The organism is Roseburia hominis A2-183 (assembly GCF_000225345.1).
In the GTDB taxonomy this organism is placed as follows: domain Bacteria; phylum Bacillota; class Clostridia; order Lachnospirales; family Lachnospiraceae; genus Roseburia; species Roseburia hominis.
This window is the reverse complement of the sequence record NC_015977.1, coordinates 3,302,216-3,323,894: the sequence shown is the minus strand read 5'-3', so window position 1 is coordinate 3,323,894 and position 21,679 is coordinate 3,302,216. Positions and strand designations below refer to the sequence as shown.

Genomic DNA, 21,679 nt, shown 5'->3' with positions numbered 1-21,679 from the left:
GCGAAAAGCAGAAACCCGACGACCTAACACCGTGTAAATCCACGGCGGCATATAGGAGGATTGCCGCCGTGTCTATGCTTGCCTTTTTTCACGGTCCCGTCAAGATTTATGCGCAAAATTGTTTGCAGGCTCCGGCTGAGTGAAGTCAGCCGGCAATAGAGGCGTCGTCCATGGTCGCCTCCAAGTGCTTCATGTTCATGTATTTCTTGCAGCCCCACTGCGTCCCTGCCACGTGGCGTAGCCTCGCGCAGACCAGCATCAGGGCGGAATTTCCGTCAGGGAACGTCCCCACCACGCGGGTCCTGCGGCGGATCTCGCGGTTCAGCCGCTCGATCACATTGTTGGTGCGGATGCGCGTCCAATGCTCGCTGGGAAAGTCACAATAGGTCAGCGTTTCCTCAATGCCGTCCTCGACCTTCTTGGCAGCCTCCTTCAGCTTCATGGCGCGCAGCTCGGCAACGACGGCCTTCGCCTTCTCGCGGGACGCCTTTTTGCTCTCCTGGGCGTGGATCGCCTTGAGCATTTTTGCCACAATTTTGACCTTGGATTTGGGCACAACGGAGAAAACGTTGCGGTAGAAATGCACCGTGCAGCGCTGGTATTTGGCGTCCGGGAACACCTCGCCCACGGCCTCCAGCATCCCCATGCACTTGTCGCCGACGATGAGCTTCACGCCATCCAAGCCGCGTCCGCGGAGCCACTGGAAGAAGCTGACCCAGCTGGCCTTGTCCTCCTTCATGCCCTCTGCGGCGCCCAAAACCTCACGAAAACCGTCCTCATTCACGGCAATCGCCACCAAAACAGCTACATTTTCGTACTCTCCGCCCCAGTTGCGGCGCAGGTAGATGCCGTCCACGTAGACGTATGGATAGTGGCCGCCCTGCAAGGGGCGGTTGCGCCAGTCCTCGATGTGAACGTAGGCTTTCTTGTTCAGCTCGCTGATGGTGGCGGGCGATACCTTGCTGCCCCACAGCGCCTCCGTGATGTCCTCCACACGGCGCACGGAAACGCCTGCCAGGTACATCTCGATGAGGGCCTCCTCCACGCTGCTCTCCCGGCGGCGATACCGCTCGATGATGGCCGTCTCGAAGGATACGCCCTTGAGCCGGGGTACGTGGAGCGTGACGTCGCCGGAGGTCGTGGTGAGATTGCGGTCATAGTGACCGCTGCGGTAGCCCTGACGGGCCTCACTGCGCTCATAGCGGGCCGCCTGCGTCAGCGACTCCGCCTCCTTTTCCAACAGCTCGTTTAGGGTTTCCTCCACGCTGCCGCGAACCAATTCCTTGATTTGCCCCTTGATAATTTCCTCATTCAGCTGTACAATTTTCTCGGACATAGTTTGCTGTCTCCTTTCGAATGTTTGTGTGGTAACTTCATTCTACCAGAGCCTGCAAGCTATGTCTTCTTTTTTGCTCTTTTCAATTTGCGCAACTTATTGTACCTTATCTTTTTCACAGTACCCATGACCTGCACCAGCTAAAAAAAGTCTGTTCCCAGCAGCGGAGCAATGCGGTCAGAAGTATGCACTATACCATGTAACTAAACAGCAAAATATACTCTATTACGCTCGTATGGCTTTATGCCGTCCGGGCGCTTTTTTGTCCCTGTGGAGCCGGAACATCGGGTCAGCATGGCTCGAACTTTATCCCCGGTGCCGCTCCCCGCCGCCCCATTCAGATTTACCCAAAAAATCTGAATGGAGGAAAGGCAGATGGAAGTTACCATCAATTATAACGGACAAGCTGTGGCCGTGGAGGTTACGCTGGAAGTCTATGAATTTCTTGACCGGGCCGATCATAAAACGGAGAACCTGTTCCATGAACAGCGGCGGCATTGGGATGGCCGGGAGTTTGACGAGTACATCATTACCACCGAGGGCGTAGGGGGCTACGGCGAAACGCCGGAGGAATACCTTTGCCGCATGGAAACGCTGCATGAGCTGATGGCTGTTCTGGACACCTGTACCGAGGCCCAGCGCCGCCGGTTCCTGCTCTATGCGCTTGACGGGCTGAGCCTTGCAGAGATCGGTGTGCTGTGCGGCTGCTCCAAAGTGGCTGTTTATCAAAGTGTGGAAGCGGTCAGAAAAAAATTTATAAATTTCTTTGAGAACAGGCTTAACGAATGACCTGTTTTCTGGCTACCAAGTGAAAGGGATCATTTCCCTTATCTCAGCGAGGGGCGGACAGCGGACGAGCTGCCCGCCTCTCCAATTTTCAGGAGGTAAGCCTATGAAAACAATCAATCTGCGGTGGATGTATCCCCACTACCGGCATGACGAGTTTGTGGATGTTACGGACAAGGTATGGGCAGCGATGTATCAGGCCCAGCGGGAGATGGAGAACTATGAGCGTCGGAAAGTCTACCACCGCGCCTACTACTCTCTGGACGCATACAGCTGGCTGGAAAATTACGCACTGGAACACAGCAGATCGCCGGAAGATATTTTGCTGGAACGAGAAGAAATGACCACCCGCCTGCACCTGATTGCAGCTCTGCCTGCGGCTCTGGCTCATGCCACTCCGACACAGGCCCGCCGTGTTCACGCCTACTACATTGCCGGTATCAAGCAGCCGGAAATCGCCCGGAGAGAGGGTATCCATAGCAGTAAGGTCAGCGTTGCCATCCACCGGGGGCTGCGGAATATGCGCCGCTGCTATGATGACCTTTTTCAAACAGAGTGAGGGCGTGCCTATGCAGACCATCAATCTCAAACAATATTATCCATTTTGCAAAGAGGACATTTTTGTGGAGGTGTCCGATGAGATCGTCGAAGCGTTTCTTCTGGATAAGAGGGCCGAGGCCGCCAGAGATCGCAAGATGTTCCGGTATAAGGCGTTTTATTCCCTTGATTGTAACGATGGAATCGAAAATGCCGCCATCGGCTGGGCGCAGCCATCGCCGGAGGACTACCTGATAGAAAAAGAAGAATTAGCCGAATACGAAGAACTGATACGGCGATTGTACGAAGCCATTTCTTCCCTGCCGCCTATGCAGGCTCGCCGTGTCCACGCCCGCTATATGCTGGGTATGAAAGTGAAAGATATTGCCGCAATGGAGGGTATCACACCATCACAGGCGGGAAAATCCATCCACGCTGCACTGCGGAGGCTGCGCCGGTACTTTGCGCGTCAGAAATGGACGGTCAATCTATGAGTATTTCCAAAGAAAAGAGGTGCCTGACATGAACGAAAAAATTACAGCCCACCCCCAAAAAGAAGAACGGGAGAAAGTCCTGAAGGAGATCCGGCAGCTTGAAAACCGCAAGAAGATTTTAGAGAACAAGCAGCGGAATGAAGAACGCAGGGGTCGTACCCGCCGCCTGATTGAGCGCGGAGCCGTTTTGGAGGGGATTTTCCCGCTGGCTCCCGACCTTTCCGGCGCGGAGGTCAAAACATTTCTGATTGCCCTGTCCCATCTTCCGGGGGCTGCGGAATTGACTGCAAACCTGCCAAAATCCGGGGACACGCCATAAGTCCCTTGTTTACAAGGGCACGCCATAAGTCCCTTGTTTACAAGGGCGCACTTATACACCGTTGCCGGTGCTGTGCGCCCTGCCGGGGGCATTGCGTACTTCGTCCGCGATGGGAAGCTACGCTCCCCAAACCCCTTGTGCGCTCTGCACAGCCAAACACCCGCTTTGCGTTTGTCCGGCTCCACAGAGCCTGTTATGCCCTCACTGAAAGGAGGTGTTCCCCATAGATTTCTGTCATATCCCCGTCAGTATCATCAAGCGCAGCGCAGGCCGTTCTGCTGTTGCCGCAGCTGCTTACCGCAGCGGAACCAAGCTGACAAATGAATGGGATGGAATGACCCACGACTACACCCGGAAAGGCGGCATTGTCCATGCGGAGATCATACTGCCTGCCCACGCCCCGCCGGAATTTGCAGACCGATCTATCCTCTGGAACAGCGTGGAGCAAATCGAGAAAGCAAGGGACAGCCAGCTTGCCCGCGAGATTGAAGCAGCCCTGCCCCGTGAACTGTCCGGCGAACAACAGCTCGCCCTTGTGCGTGCCTATGTGAAGGACAACTTTGTAGACAAAGGAATGTGTGCCGACTTTGCTATCCATGATAAGGGAACCGGCAACCCCCATGTTCATATCATGCTGACCGTCCGGCCCCTGAAAGAAAATGGCGCATGGGGCGCAAAGTGCCGCAAGGCATACGACCTGGACGAAAACGGCCAGCGTATCCCGGACGGGAAAGGCGGCTGGAAGAACCACCGGGAGGACACCACCGACTGGAACGACAAAGGGAATGTGGAGATTTGGCGGGCGGCATGGGCGGCCTGCACCAACCGGGCGTTGGAATCTGCCGGCAGACCGGAGCGCATTGACCATCGCAGCTACAGGAGGCAGGGCATTGATAAAATCCCCTCTGTCCATCTGGGGCCAGCTGCCAGCCAAATGGAAAAGCGCGGCATCCGCACCGACAAGGGAGAAGTAAACCGGCAGATCGCCGCCGACAACAAGCTGCTGAAAGAAATCAAAGCCCGCATTACCCGTCTTTATCGCTGGTCGAAAGCCGAAACGGAAAAACCACAAACACAGCAAAGCAGCTTGACCGCCTTGTGGGAGGCCCAGCAGCAGTTGGACGCTCCCCGCACCCGCACCGGCAAAATCCGGGCTTTGCAAGAAAGCGCTGCACTATTCAGCTTTTTGCAGGCAAACGGCATCCAGTCTATGCAGCAGCTTCATGAAAAAATCACTGATATGAACAGCCGTTACTATGACCTGCGCGGAAAGATCGTCAAGGCCGAGCGCCGGATCACTACCCTTACCGAGCGCAGGGAGATGTGGGAACAGTACAACCAGTACAAGTCCATCCACAAGCAGCTTGCCAAAGTAAAGCCGGAAAAGCGGGAACAGTTTGAGCAGCGCCACAGCCGGGAACTGATTCTGTATGACGCAGCGACCCGGTATCTGAAAGACTTGAAAGACAACGGCGAGGCAATCACCCCGAAGACATGGCAGCTGGAAATTGACCAGCTGGCCGCTGGAAAGCAGACGGACACGCTTGCCATGAAATCCATGCGGGAGGATTTGAAAGCAGTGGAACGGCTCCGCAAAACCGCCGAGCAGCTGTCCAGACAGGAACGGGACAAGTCTCACGACCGGGAGCCGGAGCGGTAAGGGCTACCGCGTTTCACGACATACTTTTGCACACAGAAAAACCGCCGTACAGGTTTCCCCATACGGCGGCAGACTGTTTATTTGCCGAACAAGTCGCTGTGTGTGCCGGTGCGGGCCAGCGTCAGCACCAGAACATCCTCTTCTATGCGGTAGACAAGCAGCCAGTCCGGGAGAATATGACATTCTCGATGGCCTGCCCAATCGCCGGACAAATCGTGATCGCGGTTTTTATCCGGCAGCGGTTCGCCCATCGACAGCAGCGCCACGACCTGTTCCAGCAATTCGATTTTCAGGCCGCGCTTGATTGCCCGCTTGTAGTCCTTTTTGAAAGCGGTCGTGTACTTGACGGTGTACTTTGTTTTCCTCATTTTTTCAGGTCGGCAAACAACTCGTCAAGGTCATTGTATCCCTTTACAGACGGGTCTTTTGCAATCCTTTCCGCTTCCAGCATGGCAGCAATCGTTTCCTTGTTCGGCTGTTCCAGCCTTACTTCAAAGGGAATGCCGCCTTCACGAAGCGACTGGCGCACAAAGATGTTAAACGCCGTAGTCAGGTTCATGCCAAGCTCAGTAAACAGTGCGTCCGCCTGCGCTTTCAAATCTGCGTCCATGCGGATACTGATGTTTGTGGTATTTCCAGCCATACGATCAACCCCTTTCTGCTGGCAATTATAGTATATGCCATTTGCACGAAGAAAACAATACTTTGCACGAATATTTAACAATAAATTCATTCAAGGAGGTTACCGGCTTTATGAAAGAAATCATTTATGAAGAACAATAAGTCTGAACCTATCCCAGTCATGGATTACCGCCAGTACCGCAGAGTGCGGAGGCTGGTGCATGAGTGCTGTAACTACATCGACGGAAACTGTATCGCCCTGGACGATGGGGAGAAATGTGTCTGTGTCCAGTCCATTTCCTATTCCCTGTTGTGCAGGTGGTTTCGGGCGGCGGTATTGCCGCAGGATAAGGAACTGGAAACGGCGCTGTTCCACCGGCTGAATGCTAAGAAATGCTCCGTATGTGGGGCGCTGTTTACCCCCGGTTCCAACCGAGCCAAATACTGCCCGGAATGTGCCGCACGCATGAAGCGGATCAATGCCGCAAAGCGCAAGCGGAAACAACGGGAGAAATGTCACGCTTTAGGGGCTGAAAAACCTTTGTAAATCAAGGCTTTTTTCGAGGGTGTCAAAGGCAGGCTGATAGATTTATCCTCTGACCCATAAAACGGCCTTAAAATGCGTGCAGAATCCCAAGAGAAACCCCAAGGAGGAACCCTATGTCAGACAACCGAAAATATTATTACCTGAAACTCAAAGAAAACTATTTTGACGATGATTCCATCGTGCTGCTGGAAAGTATGCAGGATGGTGTGCTGTATTCCAACATTCTGCTCAAGCTGTATCTGAAATCGCTGAAACATGGCGGACGGCTTCAACTTGACGAGGACATTCCTTACACGGCGCAGATGATCGCCACCATTACCCGCCAGCAGATCGGCACTGTGGAGAGAGCCTTGCAGATCTTTTTGAAGCTGGGTCTTGTGGAGGTGCTGGACAGCGGCACATTCTACATGAGCAACATCGAACTTTTAATCGGCCAGTCCTCTACCGAGGCCGAGCGAAAGCGTGCGGCGAGGCTCCAAAACAAGGCTCTTTCCGCGCCCCGGACAAACGGCGGACATTTGTCCGACATTCGTCCACCAGAGATAGAGATAGAGTTAGAGAAAGAGATAGAGATAAAGAGAGAGATAGAGAAGGGACGCTCCGCCCGCGCCTATGGCCGTTACCAGAATGTTTTCCTGACGGACGAGGAACTGGCAGACTTGCAGGCCAGTTTTCCCACTGTATGGGGCCAGTACATCGAAAAGCTGTCCGAATACATGGCCTCTACCGGTAAGCGGTATCAGAGCCATGCCGCCACCATCCGGCGCTGGGCCGGTGAGGACGCGAAAAAGGCGGCCCCGCCCACCCGCAACCGTGATTACAGCGTAAAGGAGGATGAAACCGTATGATGGAGATTACCGCAGAAATCCGGGCGCTGATCGACAAGGCAGCCGCCGGTATGGAACTGGCCGGGGACGAGTACATAGACCCGGCAGACGGCCTCATTCACTGTAAAAAGTGCGGCGGCCAGAGGCAGACCGTTGTGCCATGCTTTGGGAAACCCGGCTACTTCATGCCCCGCTGTATCTGCCAGTGTCAGCGGGAGGCCGAGGAACAGCGCAAGGCCGCCGAGGAACGGCAGCGCCGCATGGAGCGCATCAAGCGCCGGAAGGCCCAGGGCCTGCAAGACCGCTATCTGTACGACTACACCTTTGCCAACGACAACGGCCAAAATCCTCTGATGGACAAGGCCCGCGCCTACGTGGAGAACTGGAAGGAGGCATACAGGAACAACACCGGCCTGCTTCTGTTTGGGGATGTGGGAACTGGCAAGTCCTTTTTCGCCGGTTGTATCGCCAATGCCCTGCTTGACCGGGATGTGCCGGTGCTGATGACGAACTTTCCCACCATCCTGAACCGTCTGACGGGAATGTTTTCCGAGGACAGGGCCGACTTTATCGCCAGCTTTGACGAGTACGACCTGCTTATCATTGACGATTTGGGTGTGGAGCGCAGTACCGAGTATGCGATGGAGCAGATGTTTTTCGTCATCGACAGCCGCTACCGCAGCCGCAGGCCCATGATTATCACAACAAACTTGAAACTGTCCGAGCTGAAAAACCCGCCTGATCTGGCCCACGCCCGTATCTATGACCGTATTCTGGAACGGTGTGCGCCGATTCTTTTTGACGGGAAGAATTTCAGGGAAGAAAATGCCGGTGCTACCCGACAGGCAGCAAAAGACATTGTAAACAGTAAGCAAGACTGATTTTTTACTGGGCGGCACAGACCCGCCCGGAGAAAGGAGCGCCATGAACAAAGAACCCCGTACTATGCAGGTGGCAGACGCCGCTACTGCGTCCAGAGCGCCGGAAAACACGCCGGCGATGGTAAAGAAAATCGGCAAGACGACCTACAAGGTTCATGTCCATTTCAGCAATACCAGCACAGAAACCATGAGCGATAAAATCAAGCGTATGCTCAAAAATGAAATTCAGCAGATGTGACAGACTGATAAACGAAGCCGCCTTGTGCTAAACTGATGATGGTACGCACCAAAATTTTTGTCAAGGAGGACACGAAAATGCTTTACACAGAAAAAGAGAAACATGAAATTGAGCGAGTAAAGGAAGTCTTTGCGGAACATCTGCGGCAAAGCCCTGATTTTGAACTGCTCTGGTCGGACAAGGTGGGCTATGTCTGGCTGACGATTGGCGTAAATCCTGTCTATGTGGATACCGGTATCAGGATAGAATCTGCCGCTGATCTCTGCTGCAAGTGTTTGGATGATGTTGCTATGGATGTTTTGTATATGACGGGCAACGATCATGCACTGGAGGAAGCCGATCCGCTGGAATTGGCCGAAATCAAGCGGCGCTGGGAGCCATATATCAACCAGCTGCCAGACTATGCGTATCTCTGCAAAGACCTGCTGGACGGAAAAATGTAAGCTGTTAAACGAGGTGTCAGGAGCCATACGGTGCTTCTGGCACCTTTTTTGTGAATTTGATTAAAAAGTCCTTGACAATTTGTCTCTGGAAAAACAGCGAAGTCGATTCTGATTAGCTGCGGTGCGAGGTTAGCACCATTTGATATAAAAGAGCTGCGTGACCTGATGGAATATGATGAACTGGAGCTTGACACGCTGGGAGAGGAAAAAACAGCGTTGTTCGTTATTATTTCTGATACAGATGCTACGTTTAACTTTGTGGTGTCTATCATGTATTCCCAGCTCTTTAATTTGCTTTGCGACAAGGCAGACGATGTTTATAACGGAAGGCTCCCGGTTCATGTGCGTATGCTCCTTGATGAGTTTGCGAACATCGGGCAGATTCCACAGTTTGAGAAGCTGATTGCTACGATCCGAAGCAGGGAAATATCAGCTTCTATTATTTTGCAGTCAAAATCACAGCTCAAAGCGATTTACAGGGACAATGCCGATACCATAGAGGGCAACTGCGACACTACGCTGTTTCTCGGAGGAAAGGAAAAGACCACCCTAAAGGAATTAGCAGAGGTATTGGGGAAAGAAACCATTGACCTGTACAACACCTCGGATACGAGGGGGACGAGCCAGTCCTACGGTCTGAATTACCAAAAGACCGGAAAGGAACTGATGAGCCAAGATGAGATTGCTGTCATGGATGGCGGGAAATGTATTATGCAGCTTAGAGGTGTCAGACCATTTTTCTCGGATAAATTCGATATAACGAAGCACAAGCGGTACAAAGAGCTGTCCGATTATGACAAGAAAAATGCCTTTGATATGGAACAGTATGTGAAACATCTGCACCACTTGAAGGTCACAGAAAAGACAAAGGTAGATGAAGCCTTTGAATGCGGGGAGATTTCCCCGGATACAACTGAATAGGAACATTTGGACACGATGTCCAGAGGTACAGGAGTTTTGCGGATAGAAAGCAATGCTCCTTATTTTTTGCAAAAAATAAATTTTCGGAAAGAACGAGGTAACTGAATATGGCATTTTTTACATCAGCAGTAACAGGATTAAAGACCGTTGTAACCGCAATCGGAGCAGGCGTGGCAGTATGGGGCGTTATCAATCTTCTTGAGGGATACGGAAATGATAACCCAGGGGCAAAATCACAAGGGGTCAAGCAGCTCATGGCTAATTAGATGTAATAAAAGCGGAGAAAGGAAAAGCACAATCCAGACGGAACCGGCGGTGTAGTCAAGAAATATTGTGGAAACGCAAGATTTCTGCTATAATGGGTATAAAACACTTGACGATGGAAAGAAAGGCGGGAAGCCTATGCACATTAGTTATCAGCCACTATGGAACACACTGAAAGAGCGTGGCATGAGGAAAGAGGATTTGCGGCTTGCCGCCGGTCTTACCACAAATATGATTGCCAACATGGGCAAGGGAAAGAATATCAGCATGGAAACGCTGGTTCGCATTTGTGAAGCCTTGAATTGTGGTATTATGAATGTGATTAAATTAGAACAGGACAATATCTAAAGCGATATAATTTTATATTTGATTCGATTTGCACAAAAAATTAAATTTTAATTGTGTATATTTTCTATTGTACCCAATGTAAATAAGTGCTATCATAAAATAAAACAAGTACATTTGAAACATTTTATGATTTGAGAGTGTGCTTGCAGGTTAGTAGCATATTGCCAATAACTGAATACAAAAAATGTAGGTTCTGGTCATTTTAGAAAGGAGCATTGTTTATGAAAAAATTTAGTAAAAGATTGTTTACCTCGTTGGTAGCGTTTTGTATGCTTTTTTCTGTGAGTGCGGTTCCTGCTTTTGCAGCGGAAACAACAACGGAAATAACGGATACTCAACAGCCGGTAGTCATTGGAGAATATGACGGATACTTAACCGATGTTATGATTTCCGATGGTGTCACCAAAAGAGCAGTCGCTAATGTTCGTATTAACTCTTATGCAACTTATGATGAGGATGATGGGATTCAAGTTCATGTGAAGTTGTATGTACCGTGGTATGAATCTCCAAAACCGGAGTTCACTGGTATGACTGGTACAGTTAATGTGCTTATGAACAAAAAATCCACCAATACGGCATTTGCAGAATTAGCCGACGGTGAAGAAACAATCGAAACTGATGTGGATACTGGAAGAACAGGTAATAGCGGAGATAAGGGAACGGTTTCTGTTTCTGGTGTTGCTACCGCTAATAATGCCTTGGCAGGCGGTGGAGCTTTCGCTATTTCTTACCCTGTGACACTTCCCTAATTAAATGCAAAACAGTTGTGAATTAAGGTTGGTAATAGGTAAAATGAAACGGTTATTGGCAATATGCGTATGTTTTTTTATGTGTGTAGGCTTATGTTCGTGTGATTCTTCCCAAACTCGGTCGGTATCATCATATAACTGGTCTTTAGAATTTATTACTGATTTAGATGGTAATATGTTATTCTCAGGTTCAGTGCATGATGACATACCAGTATTGGATTTGACATTGAGTTTTGAAGAAAAAAGTTTTATCTTAACAGATAACACTCATAAACAAGAATGGACAGGTACATATTCGCTTGAAAAGATTGACAATTCTTCTTCGAAACTCGGATTAACTTTTGAAAATTTAGAGGAGCCTGTTACAGGCGTATATGGAACAAGAGTTTATTCTGATGATTCAGAAAGCGCAACAATTACATTACAAACTGATGAAAATATCCTGTCTTTTGTTGGAGAAGATTCATAAATAAAAACAGCCGCTGTAGGAACAAAATCCTACAACGGCTGTTTTTATTTCCACGGCCTGCGCCGGAAGTTCATACCAGACTGTTTTATCAGCGGGGATTTCTTGAACAGCTTTTTCAAAAGGCTTCGTTCCTCTTGTGAGAGCCGCTTGTATTTGAGCCGGAACGCCTTGCAGAATATCTCCGTGAATTGCTGAACCCTGTCCCCCGGAGATTGCATGGCCTTTTGTACTTCCCGTATAAGTTCATCGGCAGGCGTGGTATCCGGCGCACTTTCGCTGTCATTTTCGTGCGCCTTGCGTATATCATGGAGAATGACGTCCCATGTTTTGTGCGTCACATGGCAGAAAAAATCTTCTTCCTCTATCTGACAGGCTTCCAACACTTTGATTGCCCGGTCTGCCGCAGCTTCGGGGTGTTCTTCCAGTACCATAGCCCGTAAAGCAGCCAGTGAGCTGTTTGTGTCATGGAAGTGCATGGTTGCTATCCCGTCCACATAGATTTCTGCGTCTGCCAGCAATTCCTTAAATTTTTCATGGGAGATAATCTCACACAGCAGCCGGTTATTGAAGCGTTCACTTTTCAGCAGTTCCACGACTTCATCACTCAAATGTAATTCTTCTATCGGGGTGTTTTCATATCTCCGATTATTGGTAAGGCCGAGCAGATAGTCAACCGACACCTGATAGAAGTCTGCCAGCTTCAACAGGCTGCCGTGGTTAATTTCCTTGTATTCGTCGTTGTCGTTTTCATAACTGCCGAGGGCTGATTTTGAAATGCCGGTTTCCTGTGCCAGTTCTTCCAGATTCAAGCCCCGTTCCACCCGTAAATCTTTCAGGCGTTCCTGTACGGAAATGCGGGTTTTCATAAACACATCGCTCCTTCCTGCGGCTGGCTGCCGCTGTTATTCCTTATTATACCATATACCGTTCCGAAATCGTGGAATTTTTCGATTTTGGGGCGGTTTTCCTATTTTATGGACATACGGGAAAGGGTTCAAAAATGAGCTATGATTAAGTCAGTTCATCGATGGATTATTTCCAATCGAATGACCGGCCTGATGGGATATGCTCCCCGGCGATGTAGCGCAACGACCTGCGGCAAGGAAATGGAGGAACCTTGACCGCAGCGAGCGTACCAACGGGAACGAAACGCCGCTGTGAGATTCAGGGGCAGGAACGACAGCAGGACAACCCGGCAGAACTGATACCAAAACGCTACCCAAACACGACAAATCGGCGGGGTGTAGTCTGCCCCGTCCGTAATACTATGGGGCATTTCAAAGCGGCTCTATGGCCGTATTTTCCTTGAAAATCGCCCCGAAACATGACACCAAAAACCTTTATCCGCCTGTTCCCGTTGTTACGGCTGAAATGGGCGGATTTTCTATGATAGGAGGCACTATGCCGAGAATGAGCAAGAAACGGAAGTTGGAGCTTTCCTTCTTCCTCAATGACCGGGGGCGTGTGGCCTACAACGACCTGTGCCGGAAGTGCCAGCATAAGTGCAAGCAGAGTTTCCGGGCTGTCGTGATAGACTGCCCCCATTACCTGTCAAAACGAGCCAAGCGAAAGGAGAAAATCAGTTAAATGGAATTTGAATTTATGAGCGCAGACACGGTTCTGCCGCCTTGTATGCCGCTACCCGCCGCAATGCTTCGGCTGCCGATCAGCAGCACAGCAAAAGTCATGTATGCCCGTCTGCTGAACACCACCCTTACGGCAGGGATAGAGGATAGCAACGGCATTTTGTTTGTCCGTTTTCCTATCATGGAATTAGCGGCAGCCCTCTCCCGCAGCCCCGTCACTGTGAAGCGTTCCCTGAAAGAATTGGAGGACATCGGGCTTATCCTGCGGGTGCGCCGGGGTGTGGGAGAACCAAACCGCATTTACACGCTGCTTCCCAAAGGAGGGCTGCCATGATAAATGAGAAGCTGGAAAAGCTGAATCAGGAGATTGCCAAAGGCGAAGCCAGACTGCGGCGGGCGCAGCATGAAGAAAAAATACTGGAACACCAGGTGAAGCAGCTTACCCGGAAGGAACGGACGCACCGGCTCTGTACCAGAGGAGCTATGCTGGAAAGTTTCCTTTTAAGGCCGGAAGTGCTGACAGACGAGGATGTGATGGACATTCTGAAACAGGCATTTTCTCAAAGTGGCATGAAGGAAATAGTTGCAGAAAGCGTGAAAGGGCGGGTAGCCGGGGAATCCCTTACGGAGTAAGGGCGCAACTATACACCGGTCAAGCCGGTGCGTTGCGCCCTGCCGGGGGCTTCCTGCGGAAAGCGGATGATTTTCAGCACCGTTGCGGCTGCTTCCAATCATCACAGGGGACGCTACACTTCCCCTGCGCTGGCTGCGCCAGCTACCCCTTTGTGGACTTGCCGCCCGGGAACACCTTGCGCTGCAAGCTGTTCCCGTCCAGCAAGTTTACAATTTATCTATTCCAAAACAGGACTGCCCGTAGTATAATAAAGCTAATGACGAACACTATCTAAGGAGATGGTTTTATGTATGGATTGATTGCTTTGAATTTCATCATACCCTTTGTTATGGTTTTTGTAGGATATATCTTAAAGAAGCACCCGGTAAAAGATATGACATCCGGTAACGGATACAATACGCCTACATCTCGGAAGTCACAAGAGCATTGGGATTATGCACAAAGCATAGCACCTAATATTTTTATTGGTATTGGCAAAACATTAGGTTTGGTAGAAATCGTTTTGTGTATATCCTTACTTCTTCTTAATATTTCTACACAGACTACCGTATTTGCAGGAGTAGTTGTTGGAATTATTTTTCTGATTTTTGGATTTTATAAAACAGAAACTGGAATTACAAGTAAATTTGCGAACAAAAACTTTTAAGCTATTAGACAGCTTTCCATCATCGAGCCAACCTGACCCGAACCTTCAAAACTGAATACTAATCGCCTACCAGCGACACCACTAAGCAGGAAATCAGAAACGGTTTCCTGCTTTTCTTTTGCCCAAAATCAACCACAGGAAGGAGGAACGCTATGCCCTGTCCACACCATGATATAAAAATAATCCAGCGCAGCAACCACCAGTCAGCCGTTGCGTCTGCCGCCTACCAGAGTGGGGAACGGCTGTTTTCCGAGTACGACCAGAAGCAGAAATACTATTCCCATAAAAGCGAGATTGTCCATACAGAAATCATGCTGCCGCCCCACGCCCCACCAGCGTATGCAGACCGCAATACTTTGTGGAACGCCGCCGAAGCTATCGAGAAGCAATGGAACTCCCAGCTTGCCCGGAGAATCGTGCTTGCCATACCGAGGGAAATCCCCCCGGAACAGCACGCCGACCTTATCCGGGACTACTGCCGGGAGTTTTTTGTTTCTAAAGGCATGATTGCCGATTTTGCCATCCACGACAAAGGGAATGGGAATCCCCACGCCCACATCCTGCTGACCATGCGGGCAATGGACGAAAACGGGAAATGGCTTCCCAAGAGCCGGAAGGTTTATGACCTTGACGAGAACGGCGAGCGTATCCGGCTCCCGTCCGGGAGCTGGAAAAGCCACAAGGAGGATACCGTGGACTGGAACGACCAGAAGTACGGAGAGATCTGGCGGCAGGGCTGGGCGGCTACCGCTAACCGCTATCTGGAAGCCAACGGACGCCCGGAGCGCCTTGACCTTCGTTCCTATGAACGGCAGGGGCTTGATAAAATCCCCACCGTCCATATGGGGCCAGCAGTCAGCCAGATGGAGAAACGAGGGATACAGACCAACATCGGCAACTTGAACCGGGACATCAAAGCCGCCAATTCCCTTATGCAATCTATCCGGCAGATGGTACGCCACCTGAAAGGCTGGATTGCAGACCTGAAGGAGAAAAAAGCCGCCCTGCTGGAAGCCTTGCAGGAATCGAAGGAACCCACCCTGCCGGAGCTGCTGGGGAAATATCTGGATTTGCGCCGGGAGGAACGTACAGGCTGGACAAGCAAAGGCCAGCTTACAGGCAGCGTTGCCGATTTCAACAAGGTTATGGAAGCTATCCGCTATCTGCGGGAAAAGGAGCTGTCCACTGTGCAGAGTTTGGACGCTTATCTGGATACCGTCAGCGGGCAGGCCGTTTCCATCCGGGCAGAGATGAAGCCGAAAGAACAGCGTATGAAAGAAATCAACACCCTGCTTTCCCATATCGCCAACTTTGAAGCCCATAAGCCGGTTCATGTGGAGTATGCTGCCATCCGGTTTAAGAAGCCACGGGAACAGTTTGCCGCCGCCCATCGGGACGAGCTGGACGCCTATAATGCCGCTATCCGTTATTTCAAGGTGCATTTGAAGGAGAAGAAGTACAGCATTAAAAAGCTGAATGAGGAACAGACACAGCTTGCCGGAGAAGTTGCCGGATATAAGGAACGGTTGTCCGCATTACAGGAGGATGTGAAGATTCTCCGGGATGTGCGTCACTGGCTCAATCAGGTTCTTCCGTCTGAACAGTACCGCCAGACCGCCGAGCCGGGAAAGAAACCGTCCATCCAGCAGGCAGTCAAAGGCCGGACGCAGCGTATCCGGGAAGAACAGGCCGAGAAACGGAAGCAGCCCCGCACAGAGAAAAAACAGGATATGGAACTTTAATAGGCGCTTGCTATTTTCTTTTTCGAGAATGACAGGCGCTTTTCTTATTTTCAGGAGGATTTATTTGAATGTATTTAAAGCTGTCAAGCAGTCTGTTACCACCCGGCAGGCTGCGGAGCATTTTGGAATCCGGGTGGGACGAAACGGGATGTGTGTCTGCCCCTTCCATGCTGATAAAAACCCCAGCATGAAGGTTGACCGGCGCTTTCACTGTTTCGGCTGTCAGGCAGACGGGGATGTGATTGACTTTGTTTCCCGTCTGGAAGCTGTCAGTCCGAAGGAAGCCGCCCTCATGCTGGCGCAGGAGTTCTCCATCCCCTATGAGGACAGGGAACCACCCGGCAGGAGAAAACCCAAACCCCGGCAGGAAACCCCGGAACAGCGGTTTTGCCGCATGGAGCGTTACTGCTTCCGGGTGCTGTCCGATTATTACCATCTTCTGCGCCGCTGGAAACGGGACTATGCCCCTAAGATGCCGGAAGAAGCATGGCACCCGCTTTTTGTGGAAGCCTTGCAGAAGCAATCCCATGTGGAATATCTGCTGGATGTGCTGCTCTCCCCGGATATGGAGGAACGGGCAGTCCTTATCGTTGACTATGGAAAGGAAGTGAGCAATCTTGAAAGACGAATGGCAGAGCTTGCCGCCCAAGATACGGCAGGCCGCAGAACAGACCATACAAGAAGCAGCCCCGCCCCGGAGCATTGAGGAAGTAAAGGCCATGCTGGAAAGCACCGAGAAAGGCAGCGTCCGCAACAGTATCCGCAACTGCCTGACCGTCTTTCAGAATGACCCGCTGCTTTCCGGGGCAATCGCAAAAAATCTGCTGACCGAGCGAGTGGACATTGTAAAGCCCATCGGCTACCACCGCATCGGCACCGCCATCACGGACACGGATATGAACTATCTGCTCCTGTATCTGGAAGAAACCTATGGGCTTACCAGTGAGAAAAAGATTACCGCCGCCATCGGGATTGTTGCCAATGAAAACGGCTACCACCCCGTCCGGGACTACCTGAACGGCCTTTCATGGGATGGGCAGGAGCGTATCCGCTATTGCCTGCGCCACTTTCTGGGAGCCGACACCGACCAGTACACCTATGAAGCCCTGCGGCTGTTCCTGCTGGGAGCCATCCACCGGGCATTTTGCCCCGGCTGTAAATTTGAAGTCATGCTCTGTCTGGTGGGCGGTCAGGGAGCCGGGAAATCCACCTTTTTCCGGCTGCTGGCAGTAAAAGACGAGTGGTTTTCCGATGATTTGCGGAAGCTGGATGATGATAACGTGTACCGCAAGCTGCAAGGCCACTGGATTATCGAGATGTCGGAGATGATTGCCACCGCCAATGCCAAGAGCATTGAGGAAATCAAGTCATTTTTAAGCCGACAGAAGGAGGTCTATAAAATCCCATACGAAACCCACCCGGAGGACAGGCTGCGGCAATGTGTGTTCGGCGGCACTTCCAATGCCCTTGACTTCCTGCCCCTTGACCGTTCCGGCAACCGGCGCTTCCTGCCGGTCATGGTGTACCCGGAACAGGCCGAGGTTCACATTTTGGAGGACGAAGCCGCTTCCAGAGCCTATCTTGCACAGGTCTGGGCAGAAGCCATGACGGTTTACCGCAGCGGGGATTTTAAGCTGTCTTTCAGCCCGGAAATGGTGCGCTATCTCAAAGAACACCAGCGGGATTTCATGCCGGAGGACACCAAGGCCGGGATGATACAGGCATACCTTGACCGCTATACCGGCGGCATGGTGTGTTCCAAGCAGCTTTTCAAGGAAGCCCTGAACCACCCCTTTGACGAGCCGAAGCAATGGGAAATCCGGGAAGTCAACGACATCATGAACCATTGCGTGACGGGCTGGAATTACTTTTCCAACCCCCGTGTGTTCCCGGAATACGGCAGGCAAAAGGGCTGGGAGCGTGAAACGAAAGCAACGGACATCAGCAACGGAGCTGAAAAAATCCCGGAAGGATTTGAGGAAGTCACGGAACAGATGGAGCTTCCCTTCTGAAAAATGCAGCCGGTTGCCGACCCTGTTGCACTCCCGTTGCCGAGCCGGTTGCCGGGAACCCCCCGTAACTGCGGGCTTTTCCCCTTATCAGCAACCAAAACAACAGAAAAATAAAAGAAAATAAAAATAAGAGCCAAACTGCCAGACAGAGATAGTTTTCAGGTTTTTTGAAGCCCGTTGCCGGACTTCGTTGCCGACCTTCTCCTTGTCTGGCTTATTCTATTATGGAGGATAACTGCCTATGGCAAAAACGAAAACAGAGATTCATGTTACCACAGTTTTTGACGGCGAACTGGACGCCACAGACGTCTTTGTGAGCCTGATTGCCCAAAAATATGGGCAGAATACCAGCAAAGAAAATCTTGCGAAAACACAAGATTTAGAGTATAATAAGGATGAGGTTCAGAAGAACCGTGTTCCGTCTGGATTGTGCGGGTAAACGGTTATGATGAACGGATATGAATATACAGACATGGACGCAATACTGGCAGGCAGCTTCCGGGCAGCCATCTATTGCAGGCTTTCCAAAGACGATGACCTTGACGGGGAGAGCGCCAGTATTGCCAACCAGCGGGATATGCTGGAAAAATACTGCGAAAAGCAGGGATGGGAGGTTGTGGCAGTCTATCAGGACGATGGCTACACGGGGCTGAACATGGAGCGCCCCGACCTGAAACGGATGCTCAAAGCCATCGAGCGCAGGCAGATAAACCTTGTCATAACGAAAGATTTATCGAGGTTGGGCAGAAATTATTTGCAGACCGGCACACTCATTGAGGACTTCTTTCCCCGCCACGGCGTCCGCTATATCGCCATGAATGACGGTATCGACACCATGCGGGAGAATAACGACATTGCGCCGTTCAAGAACATCCTCAACGAGATGTACAGCAAGGATATTTCCAAGAAGGTACATTCCTCTTACCTTCTGAAAGCCCAGCAAGGCCAGTTTACCGGCTGTATCGCCCCTTTCGGGTATCAGAAAGACCCGGAGGACAAAAACCATCTGCTGGTGGACGAGGAAACCGCCCCCATTGTCCGGCAAATCTTCCGCTGGGCGCTGGAAGGACACGGCCCGAACTTTATCCGGCGCAGGCTGGAAGAACAGAAGGTGCCTTGCCCTACATGGTGGAACCGGGAACGGGGCTTCCGCAATGTCCGCACTAAATGGGAAAAGAAAGACCCGGTAAACGGGCGGTATATGTGGGATTTTTCGGTAATCAAGGACATCCTGATGAATCCCGTCTATACCGGGGCTATCGCTTCCCAGAAGAAGGACTACCGCTTCAAAATCGGCACCATCGGGGAAAAAAAGCCGCAGGACTGGATTGTGGTGGAGGAACGGCATGAGCCGATTGTTGACCGCAAGAGCTTTGACATCGTGCAGGACAAGCTGAAATCCCGGCAGCGTTCCCGCCAGACCGGGGAAATCAGCCTGTTTGCGGGGCTTCTCAAATGTGGCGAGTGTGGGAAATCACTGACTATCCGCTACACCAACGACAAGCACCCGAAGCAGATTTATTCCTGTAAGACCTATAATGCCTATGGGAAACAGCACTGTACCCAGCACCGTGTGGAGTACGAAACCCTTTACCGCCTTGTGCTGAACAAAATCCGGGAATGTGCGAAGGCCGCCCTGATGGACGGGGAAGCTGTTGCCGGACGGCTTACCAACACCTGTGAAGCCGAGCAGAAAGGCCAGCGGGAAGCGTTGGAGCGTTCCCTGACGAAGCACGAGGAACGGATTGAGGTACTGGAAAAAATGGTGCTGCGGCTCTATGAGGACATGGTTGCCGGACGTATCAGCGAAGCAAACTTCAATCTCATGCTGGATAAGACGCAGAAGGAACAGGCTGAACTAAAGGAACGGGTTGAACAGGGGCGCAGGAAGCTGGCTGATGAAATCCGCCTTGCCGTGGACGCCAAGCAATGGGTGGACGCCATTCAGGAATACGCCGACATCACGGAGCTGGACGCTGCCACCCTCAACCGTCTGATTAAAGAAATCGTTGTCCATGAACACATCGACAGCGATAAGACACGACACATTTCTATTGAAATTCATTTTAATCTCAAACCCATCCCGGAGGTGGAACAGGTCACGGCCTGACCTGTTCCCGCCGGGGCGGTTCTAAAAAAATTCCATAAATTTCTTGACACGCCGCCGCCCGCCATCGAGCAGAGTTTTACACCTATTTTGGTATGAAACAGCTCATGGCGGGTGGCGGTATTGTAATTGTGGCACAGACGGTAATTCCGCAGCTTACAAGCCTGTTTTCCTAAGTCATGGGAGCGATTCTCGACAAGATAACTGAATTTATAAAGGAAATACTGCAAGGGTGGGTCATGGACAACCTTACTACGATGTTTACAGATGTGAATGATAAGGTCGGAACAATCGCAGGGGAAGTCGGCAGGACACCCAGTTCATGGAACAGCGGAGTGTTTTCTATGATAGAGAACCTTTCGGAAAATGTGATGATACCCATAGCGGGCATGATCATCAGTGCGATACTCTGCTATGAGCTGATTACAATGGTCATGGATAAGAACAATATGCATGAAGTAGGAAGCGAGTTCTTTTTCCGTTACCTTATCAAAGCCTGTATCGCTGTGCTGCTTCTCAGCTACACCTTTGACATCACAATGGCGATTTTTGATGTGGGAAACCATATCGTGACCAGAGCAGGCGGTATTGTTTCGGGTTCCACTACCATTGATGTGACGGATACCCTAAAAACCATGTTTGACAGTCAGATTGATACAATGGGCATCGGCGAGCTGATCGGGCTTGGTATCGAAACTATGATTGTCAGCTTATGTATGAAAATCATCTCCCTGCTTATTACCGTCATGCTTTTCGGGAGAATGATTGAAATCTACCTTTATATTTCAGTAGCTCCGGTTCCCTTTGCCACATTCAGTAACCGGGAATGGGGCGGTATCGGCAACAATTATATCAAGGGACTGTGTTCACTGGCGTTTCAGGGATTTTTCATTATGGTATGCGTGGCAATCTATGCGGTGCTGGTATCCGGCATTGCGGTTGCGGACAATCTGCACACAGCACTGTGGTCGGTGGCAGCTTATACCGTTGTTCTGTGTTTCAGCCTGTTCAAGACAGGTTCCCTTGCGAAATCAATCTGGAATGCTCATTAGAACACATTTCAAAGAAAGGAGGGAACAGCCGGGGCTTGCAGTATCAGCTCCGGCTGTGATGTTATGGCAATATCCGTAGCAGTGCCAAAGAATTTAAGCGGCATAAAGACAAAAGTAGCGTTAAATCTGACGAAACGCCAGCTTATTTGCTTCAGCGGTGCAGGTGCGGTAGGGATTCCCTTTTACATTTTTACAAAAGGGTTTATCGGCACACAGGCATCGGCACTTTTGATGGTAGCGGTCATGCTGCCTTTTTTCTTTCTGGCAATGTATGAGAAGGACGGATTTCCGGCAGAGAAGATTCTGTATTTTATGATAAGGCAGAAATTCCTCACACCGGGGATTCGTCCCTACAAATCAGAAAATATTTACAGAAGATTAGAAGAAACAGAGCGTATAAAAGAGGAGGTGCGTAAACTTGAAGAAAAAGCAGGCGGCAGAAAAGCCGGACAGACATAAG

Annotated in this window: 30 protein-coding genes and 1 pseudogene; 27 read left to right on the top strand and 4 right to left on the bottom strand. The window is 50.8% G+C overall.

Annotation, left to right across the window (positions count from 1 at the left end; all coding sequences use genetic code 11):
- Positions 1–145 precede the first annotated feature (145 nt).
- On the bottom strand, positions 146–1,336 hold the full coding sequence (locus RHOM_RS15110) for an IS256 family transposase (protein ID WP_014081147.1): 1,191 nt from the start codon (positions 1,334–1,336) through the stop codon (positions 146–148).
- Between the two features lie 375 nt (positions 1,337–1,711).
- Between RHOM_RS15110 and RHOM_RS15105 the strand changes: the two genes are divergently transcribed.
- The 5 genes from RHOM_RS15105 to mobQ (RHOM_RS15085) all read left to right on the top strand — a co-directional run bounded on the left by RHOM_RS15105 (position 1,712) and on the right by mobQ (RHOM_RS15085) (position 5,132).
- The gene (locus RHOM_RS15105) at positions 1,712–2,125 is read left to right on the top strand and encodes an RNA polymerase sigma factor (RefSeq protein ID WP_014081146.1); all 414 of its coding nucleotides are present in this window, start codon (positions 1,712–1,714) and stop codon (positions 2,123–2,125) included.
- Positions 2,126–2,228: 103 nt separating this feature from the next.
- Positions 2,229–2,681, top strand: a complete 453-nt coding sequence (locus RHOM_RS15100; protein ID WP_014081145.1) for a hypothetical protein — start codon at positions 2,229–2,231, stop codon at positions 2,679–2,681.
- Between the two features lie 10 nt (positions 2,682–2,691).
- Positions 2,692–3,153: an RNA polymerase sigma factor gene (locus tag RHOM_RS15095; RefSeq protein ID WP_009296689.1), complete on the top strand. Its 462-nt coding sequence runs from the start codon at positions 2,692–2,694 to the stop codon at positions 3,151–3,153.
- Between the two features lie 28 nt (positions 3,154–3,181).
- Positions 3,182–3,472 carry a DUF3847 domain-containing protein gene (locus RHOM_RS15090; RefSeq protein ID WP_014081144.1) on the top strand — a complete coding sequence of 97 codons (291 nt, stop codon included), beginning with the start codon at positions 3,182–3,184 and terminating at the stop codon, positions 3,470–3,472.
- A 214-nt stretch (positions 3,473–3,686) separates the two neighbouring features.
- Complete coding sequence (mobQ, locus tag RHOM_RS15085) at positions 3,687–5,132, top strand: MobQ family relaxase (protein WP_014081143.1); 1,446 nt, start codon at positions 3,687–3,689, stop codon at positions 5,130–5,132.
- 77 nt (positions 5,133–5,209) lie between these two features.
- On the opposite strand, the gene RHOM_RS15080 is transcribed toward mobQ (RHOM_RS15085), so the two are convergent.
- Both RHOM_RS15080 and RHOM_RS15075 read right to left on the bottom strand, forming a co-directional pair.
- A complete protein-coding gene (locus RHOM_RS15080) occupies positions 5,210–5,500 on the bottom strand; it encodes a type II toxin-antitoxin system YafQ family toxin (RefSeq protein ID WP_014081142.1) in 291 nt (96 codons plus the stop codon).
- A complete protein-coding gene (locus RHOM_RS15075; RefSeq protein ID WP_014081141.1) occupies positions 5,497–5,775 on the bottom strand; it encodes a type II toxin-antitoxin system RelB/DinJ family antitoxin in 279 nt (92 codons plus the stop codon). The genes RHOM_RS15080 and RHOM_RS15075 overlap by 4 nt, the downstream gene beginning before the upstream one ends.
- A gap of 126 nt (positions 5,776–5,901) precedes the next feature.
- Here RHOM_RS15075 and RHOM_RS15070 point away from each other — a divergent pair, with 126 nt between their 5' ends.
- The 10 genes and pseudogenes from RHOM_RS15070 to RHOM_RS17160 all read left to right on the top strand — a co-directional run bounded on the left by RHOM_RS15070 (position 5,902) and on the right by RHOM_RS17160 (position 11,440).
- Positions 5,902–6,300, top strand: a complete 399-nt coding sequence (locus RHOM_RS15070; RefSeq protein WP_014081140.1) for a cysteine-rich VLP domain-containing protein — start codon at positions 5,902–5,904, stop codon at positions 6,298–6,300.
- A gap of 113 nt (positions 6,301–6,413) precedes the next feature.
- Positions 6,414–7,148: a phage replisome organizer N-terminal domain-containing protein gene (locus RHOM_RS15065; protein WP_014081139.1), complete on the top strand. Its 735-nt coding sequence runs from the start codon at positions 6,414–6,416 to the stop codon at positions 7,146–7,148.
- Positions 7,145–8,008, top strand: a complete 864-nt coding sequence (locus RHOM_RS15060; RefSeq protein WP_014081138.1) for an ATP-binding protein — start codon at positions 7,145–7,147, stop codon at positions 8,006–8,008. The genes RHOM_RS15065 and RHOM_RS15060 overlap by 4 nt, the downstream gene beginning before the upstream one ends.
- 64 nt (positions 8,009–8,072) lie before the next feature.
- Positions 8,073–8,246 (top strand): transposon-encoded TnpW family protein, encoded by a 174-nt coding sequence (locus RHOM_RS15055; RefSeq protein ID WP_005924807.1) that lies wholly within the window; start codon positions 8,073–8,075, stop codon positions 8,244–8,246.
- Positions 8,247–8,281: 35 nt separating this feature from the next.
- Complete coding sequence (locus tag RHOM_RS15050; protein ID WP_021652605.1) at positions 8,282–8,689, top strand: hypothetical protein; 408 nt, start codon at positions 8,282–8,284, stop codon at positions 8,687–8,689.
- Positions 8,690–8,764: 75 nt separating this feature from the next.
- A pseudogene (locus RHOM_RS15045) lies at positions 8,765–9,610 on the top strand (VirD4-like conjugal transfer protein, CD1115 family); the annotation flags it as partial.
- A gap of 107 nt (positions 9,611–9,717) precedes the next feature.
- On the top strand, positions 9,718–9,876 hold the full coding sequence (locus RHOM_RS15040) for a Maff2 family mobile element protein (protein WP_014081135.1): 159 nt from the start codon (positions 9,718–9,720) through the stop codon (positions 9,874–9,876).
- Positions 9,877–10,012: 136 nt separating this feature from the next.
- Complete coding sequence (locus RHOM_RS15035; protein ID WP_015514784.1) at positions 10,013–10,222, top strand: helix-turn-helix domain-containing protein; 210 nt, start codon at positions 10,013–10,015, stop codon at positions 10,220–10,222.
- Positions 10,223–10,443: 221 nt separating this feature from the next.
- The gene (locus tag RHOM_RS15030) at positions 10,444–10,971 is read left to right on the top strand and encodes a hypothetical protein (protein WP_007884079.1); all 528 of its coding nucleotides are present in this window, start codon (positions 10,444–10,446) and stop codon (positions 10,969–10,971) included.
- A gap of 43 nt (positions 10,972–11,014) precedes the next feature.
- On the top strand, positions 11,015–11,440 hold the full coding sequence (locus tag RHOM_RS17160) for a hypothetical protein (RefSeq protein WP_022261510.1): 426 nt from the start codon (positions 11,015–11,017) through the stop codon (positions 11,438–11,440).
- A 44-nt stretch (positions 11,441–11,484) separates the two neighbouring features.
- Here the strand turns inward: RHOM_RS17160 and RHOM_RS15025 are convergent, their stop codons facing one another.
- Positions 11,485–12,306, bottom strand: a complete 822-nt coding sequence (locus RHOM_RS15025) for a helix-turn-helix domain-containing protein (RefSeq protein WP_006859270.1) — start codon at positions 12,304–12,306, stop codon at positions 11,485–11,487.
- A gap of 535 nt (positions 12,307–12,841) precedes the next feature.
- On the opposite strand from RHOM_RS15025, the gene RHOM_RS15020 reads away from it, so the two are divergent.
- The 12 genes from RHOM_RS15020 to RHOM_RS14970 all read left to right on the top strand — a co-directional run bounded on the left by RHOM_RS15020 (position 12,842) and on the right by RHOM_RS14970 (position 21,678).
- A complete protein-coding gene (locus RHOM_RS15020; protein ID WP_033118356.1) occupies positions 12,842–13,027 on the top strand; it encodes a hypothetical protein in 186 nt (61 codons plus the stop codon).
- On the top strand, positions 13,028–13,360 hold the full coding sequence (locus tag RHOM_RS15015; RefSeq protein WP_006859272.1) for a hypothetical protein: 333 nt from the start codon (positions 13,028–13,030) through the stop codon (positions 13,358–13,360).
- A complete protein-coding gene (locus RHOM_RS15010; RefSeq protein WP_006859273.1) occupies positions 13,357–13,659 on the top strand; it encodes a DUF3847 domain-containing protein in 303 nt (100 codons plus the stop codon). Before RHOM_RS15015 ends, RHOM_RS15010 begins: the two co-directional genes overlap by 4 nt.
- A gap of 287 nt (positions 13,660–13,946) precedes the next feature.
- Positions 13,947–14,306 carry an SdpI family protein gene (locus tag RHOM_RS15005; RefSeq protein WP_006859274.1) on the top strand — a complete coding sequence of 120 codons (360 nt, stop codon included), beginning with the start codon at positions 13,947–13,949 and terminating at the stop codon, positions 14,304–14,306.
- A 152-nt stretch (positions 14,307–14,458) separates the two neighbouring features.
- Positions 14,459–16,048, top strand: a complete 1,590-nt coding sequence (mobQ, locus tag RHOM_RS15000; protein ID WP_006859284.1) for a MobQ family relaxase — start codon at positions 14,459–14,461, stop codon at positions 16,046–16,048.
- A gap of 64 nt (positions 16,049–16,112) precedes the next feature.
- A complete protein-coding gene (locus RHOM_RS14995; RefSeq protein WP_014081132.1) occupies positions 16,113–16,754 on the top strand; it encodes a CHC2 zinc finger domain-containing protein in 642 nt (213 codons plus the stop codon).
- Positions 16,755–16,767: 13 nt separating this feature from the next.
- Positions 16,768–18,060 (top strand): virulence-associated E family protein, encoded by a 1,293-nt coding sequence (locus RHOM_RS14990; RefSeq protein ID WP_007884071.1) that lies wholly within the window; start codon positions 16,768–16,770, stop codon positions 18,058–18,060.
- Between the two features lie 241 nt (positions 18,061–18,301).
- Positions 18,302–18,499 (top strand): hypothetical protein, encoded by a 198-nt coding sequence (locus RHOM_RS14985; protein WP_006858666.1) that lies wholly within the window; start codon positions 18,302–18,304, stop codon positions 18,497–18,499.
- Between the two features lie 6 nt (positions 18,500–18,505).
- Complete coding sequence (locus RHOM_RS14980; RefSeq protein ID WP_007884068.1) at positions 18,506–20,170, top strand: recombinase family protein; 1,665 nt, start codon at positions 18,506–18,508, stop codon at positions 20,168–20,170.
- A gap of 92 nt (positions 20,171–20,262) precedes the next feature.
- Positions 20,263–20,343 carry a Maff2 family mobile element protein gene (locus RHOM_RS18345; protein WP_081468018.1) on the top strand — a complete coding sequence of 27 codons (81 nt, stop codon included), beginning with the start codon at positions 20,263–20,265 and terminating at the stop codon, positions 20,341–20,343.
- A gap of 3 nt (positions 20,344–20,346) precedes the next feature.
- Positions 20,347–21,219 (top strand): VirB6/TrbL-like conjugal transfer protein, CD1112 family, encoded by an 873-nt coding sequence (locus RHOM_RS14975; RefSeq protein WP_038259682.1) that lies wholly within the window; start codon positions 20,347–20,349, stop codon positions 21,217–21,219.
- A gap of 63 nt (positions 21,220–21,282) precedes the next feature.
- Positions 21,283–21,678 (top strand): PrgI family protein, encoded by a 396-nt coding sequence (locus RHOM_RS14970; RefSeq protein WP_002596354.1) that lies wholly within the window; start codon positions 21,283–21,285, stop codon positions 21,676–21,678.
- Position 21,679 lies beyond the last annotated feature (1 nt).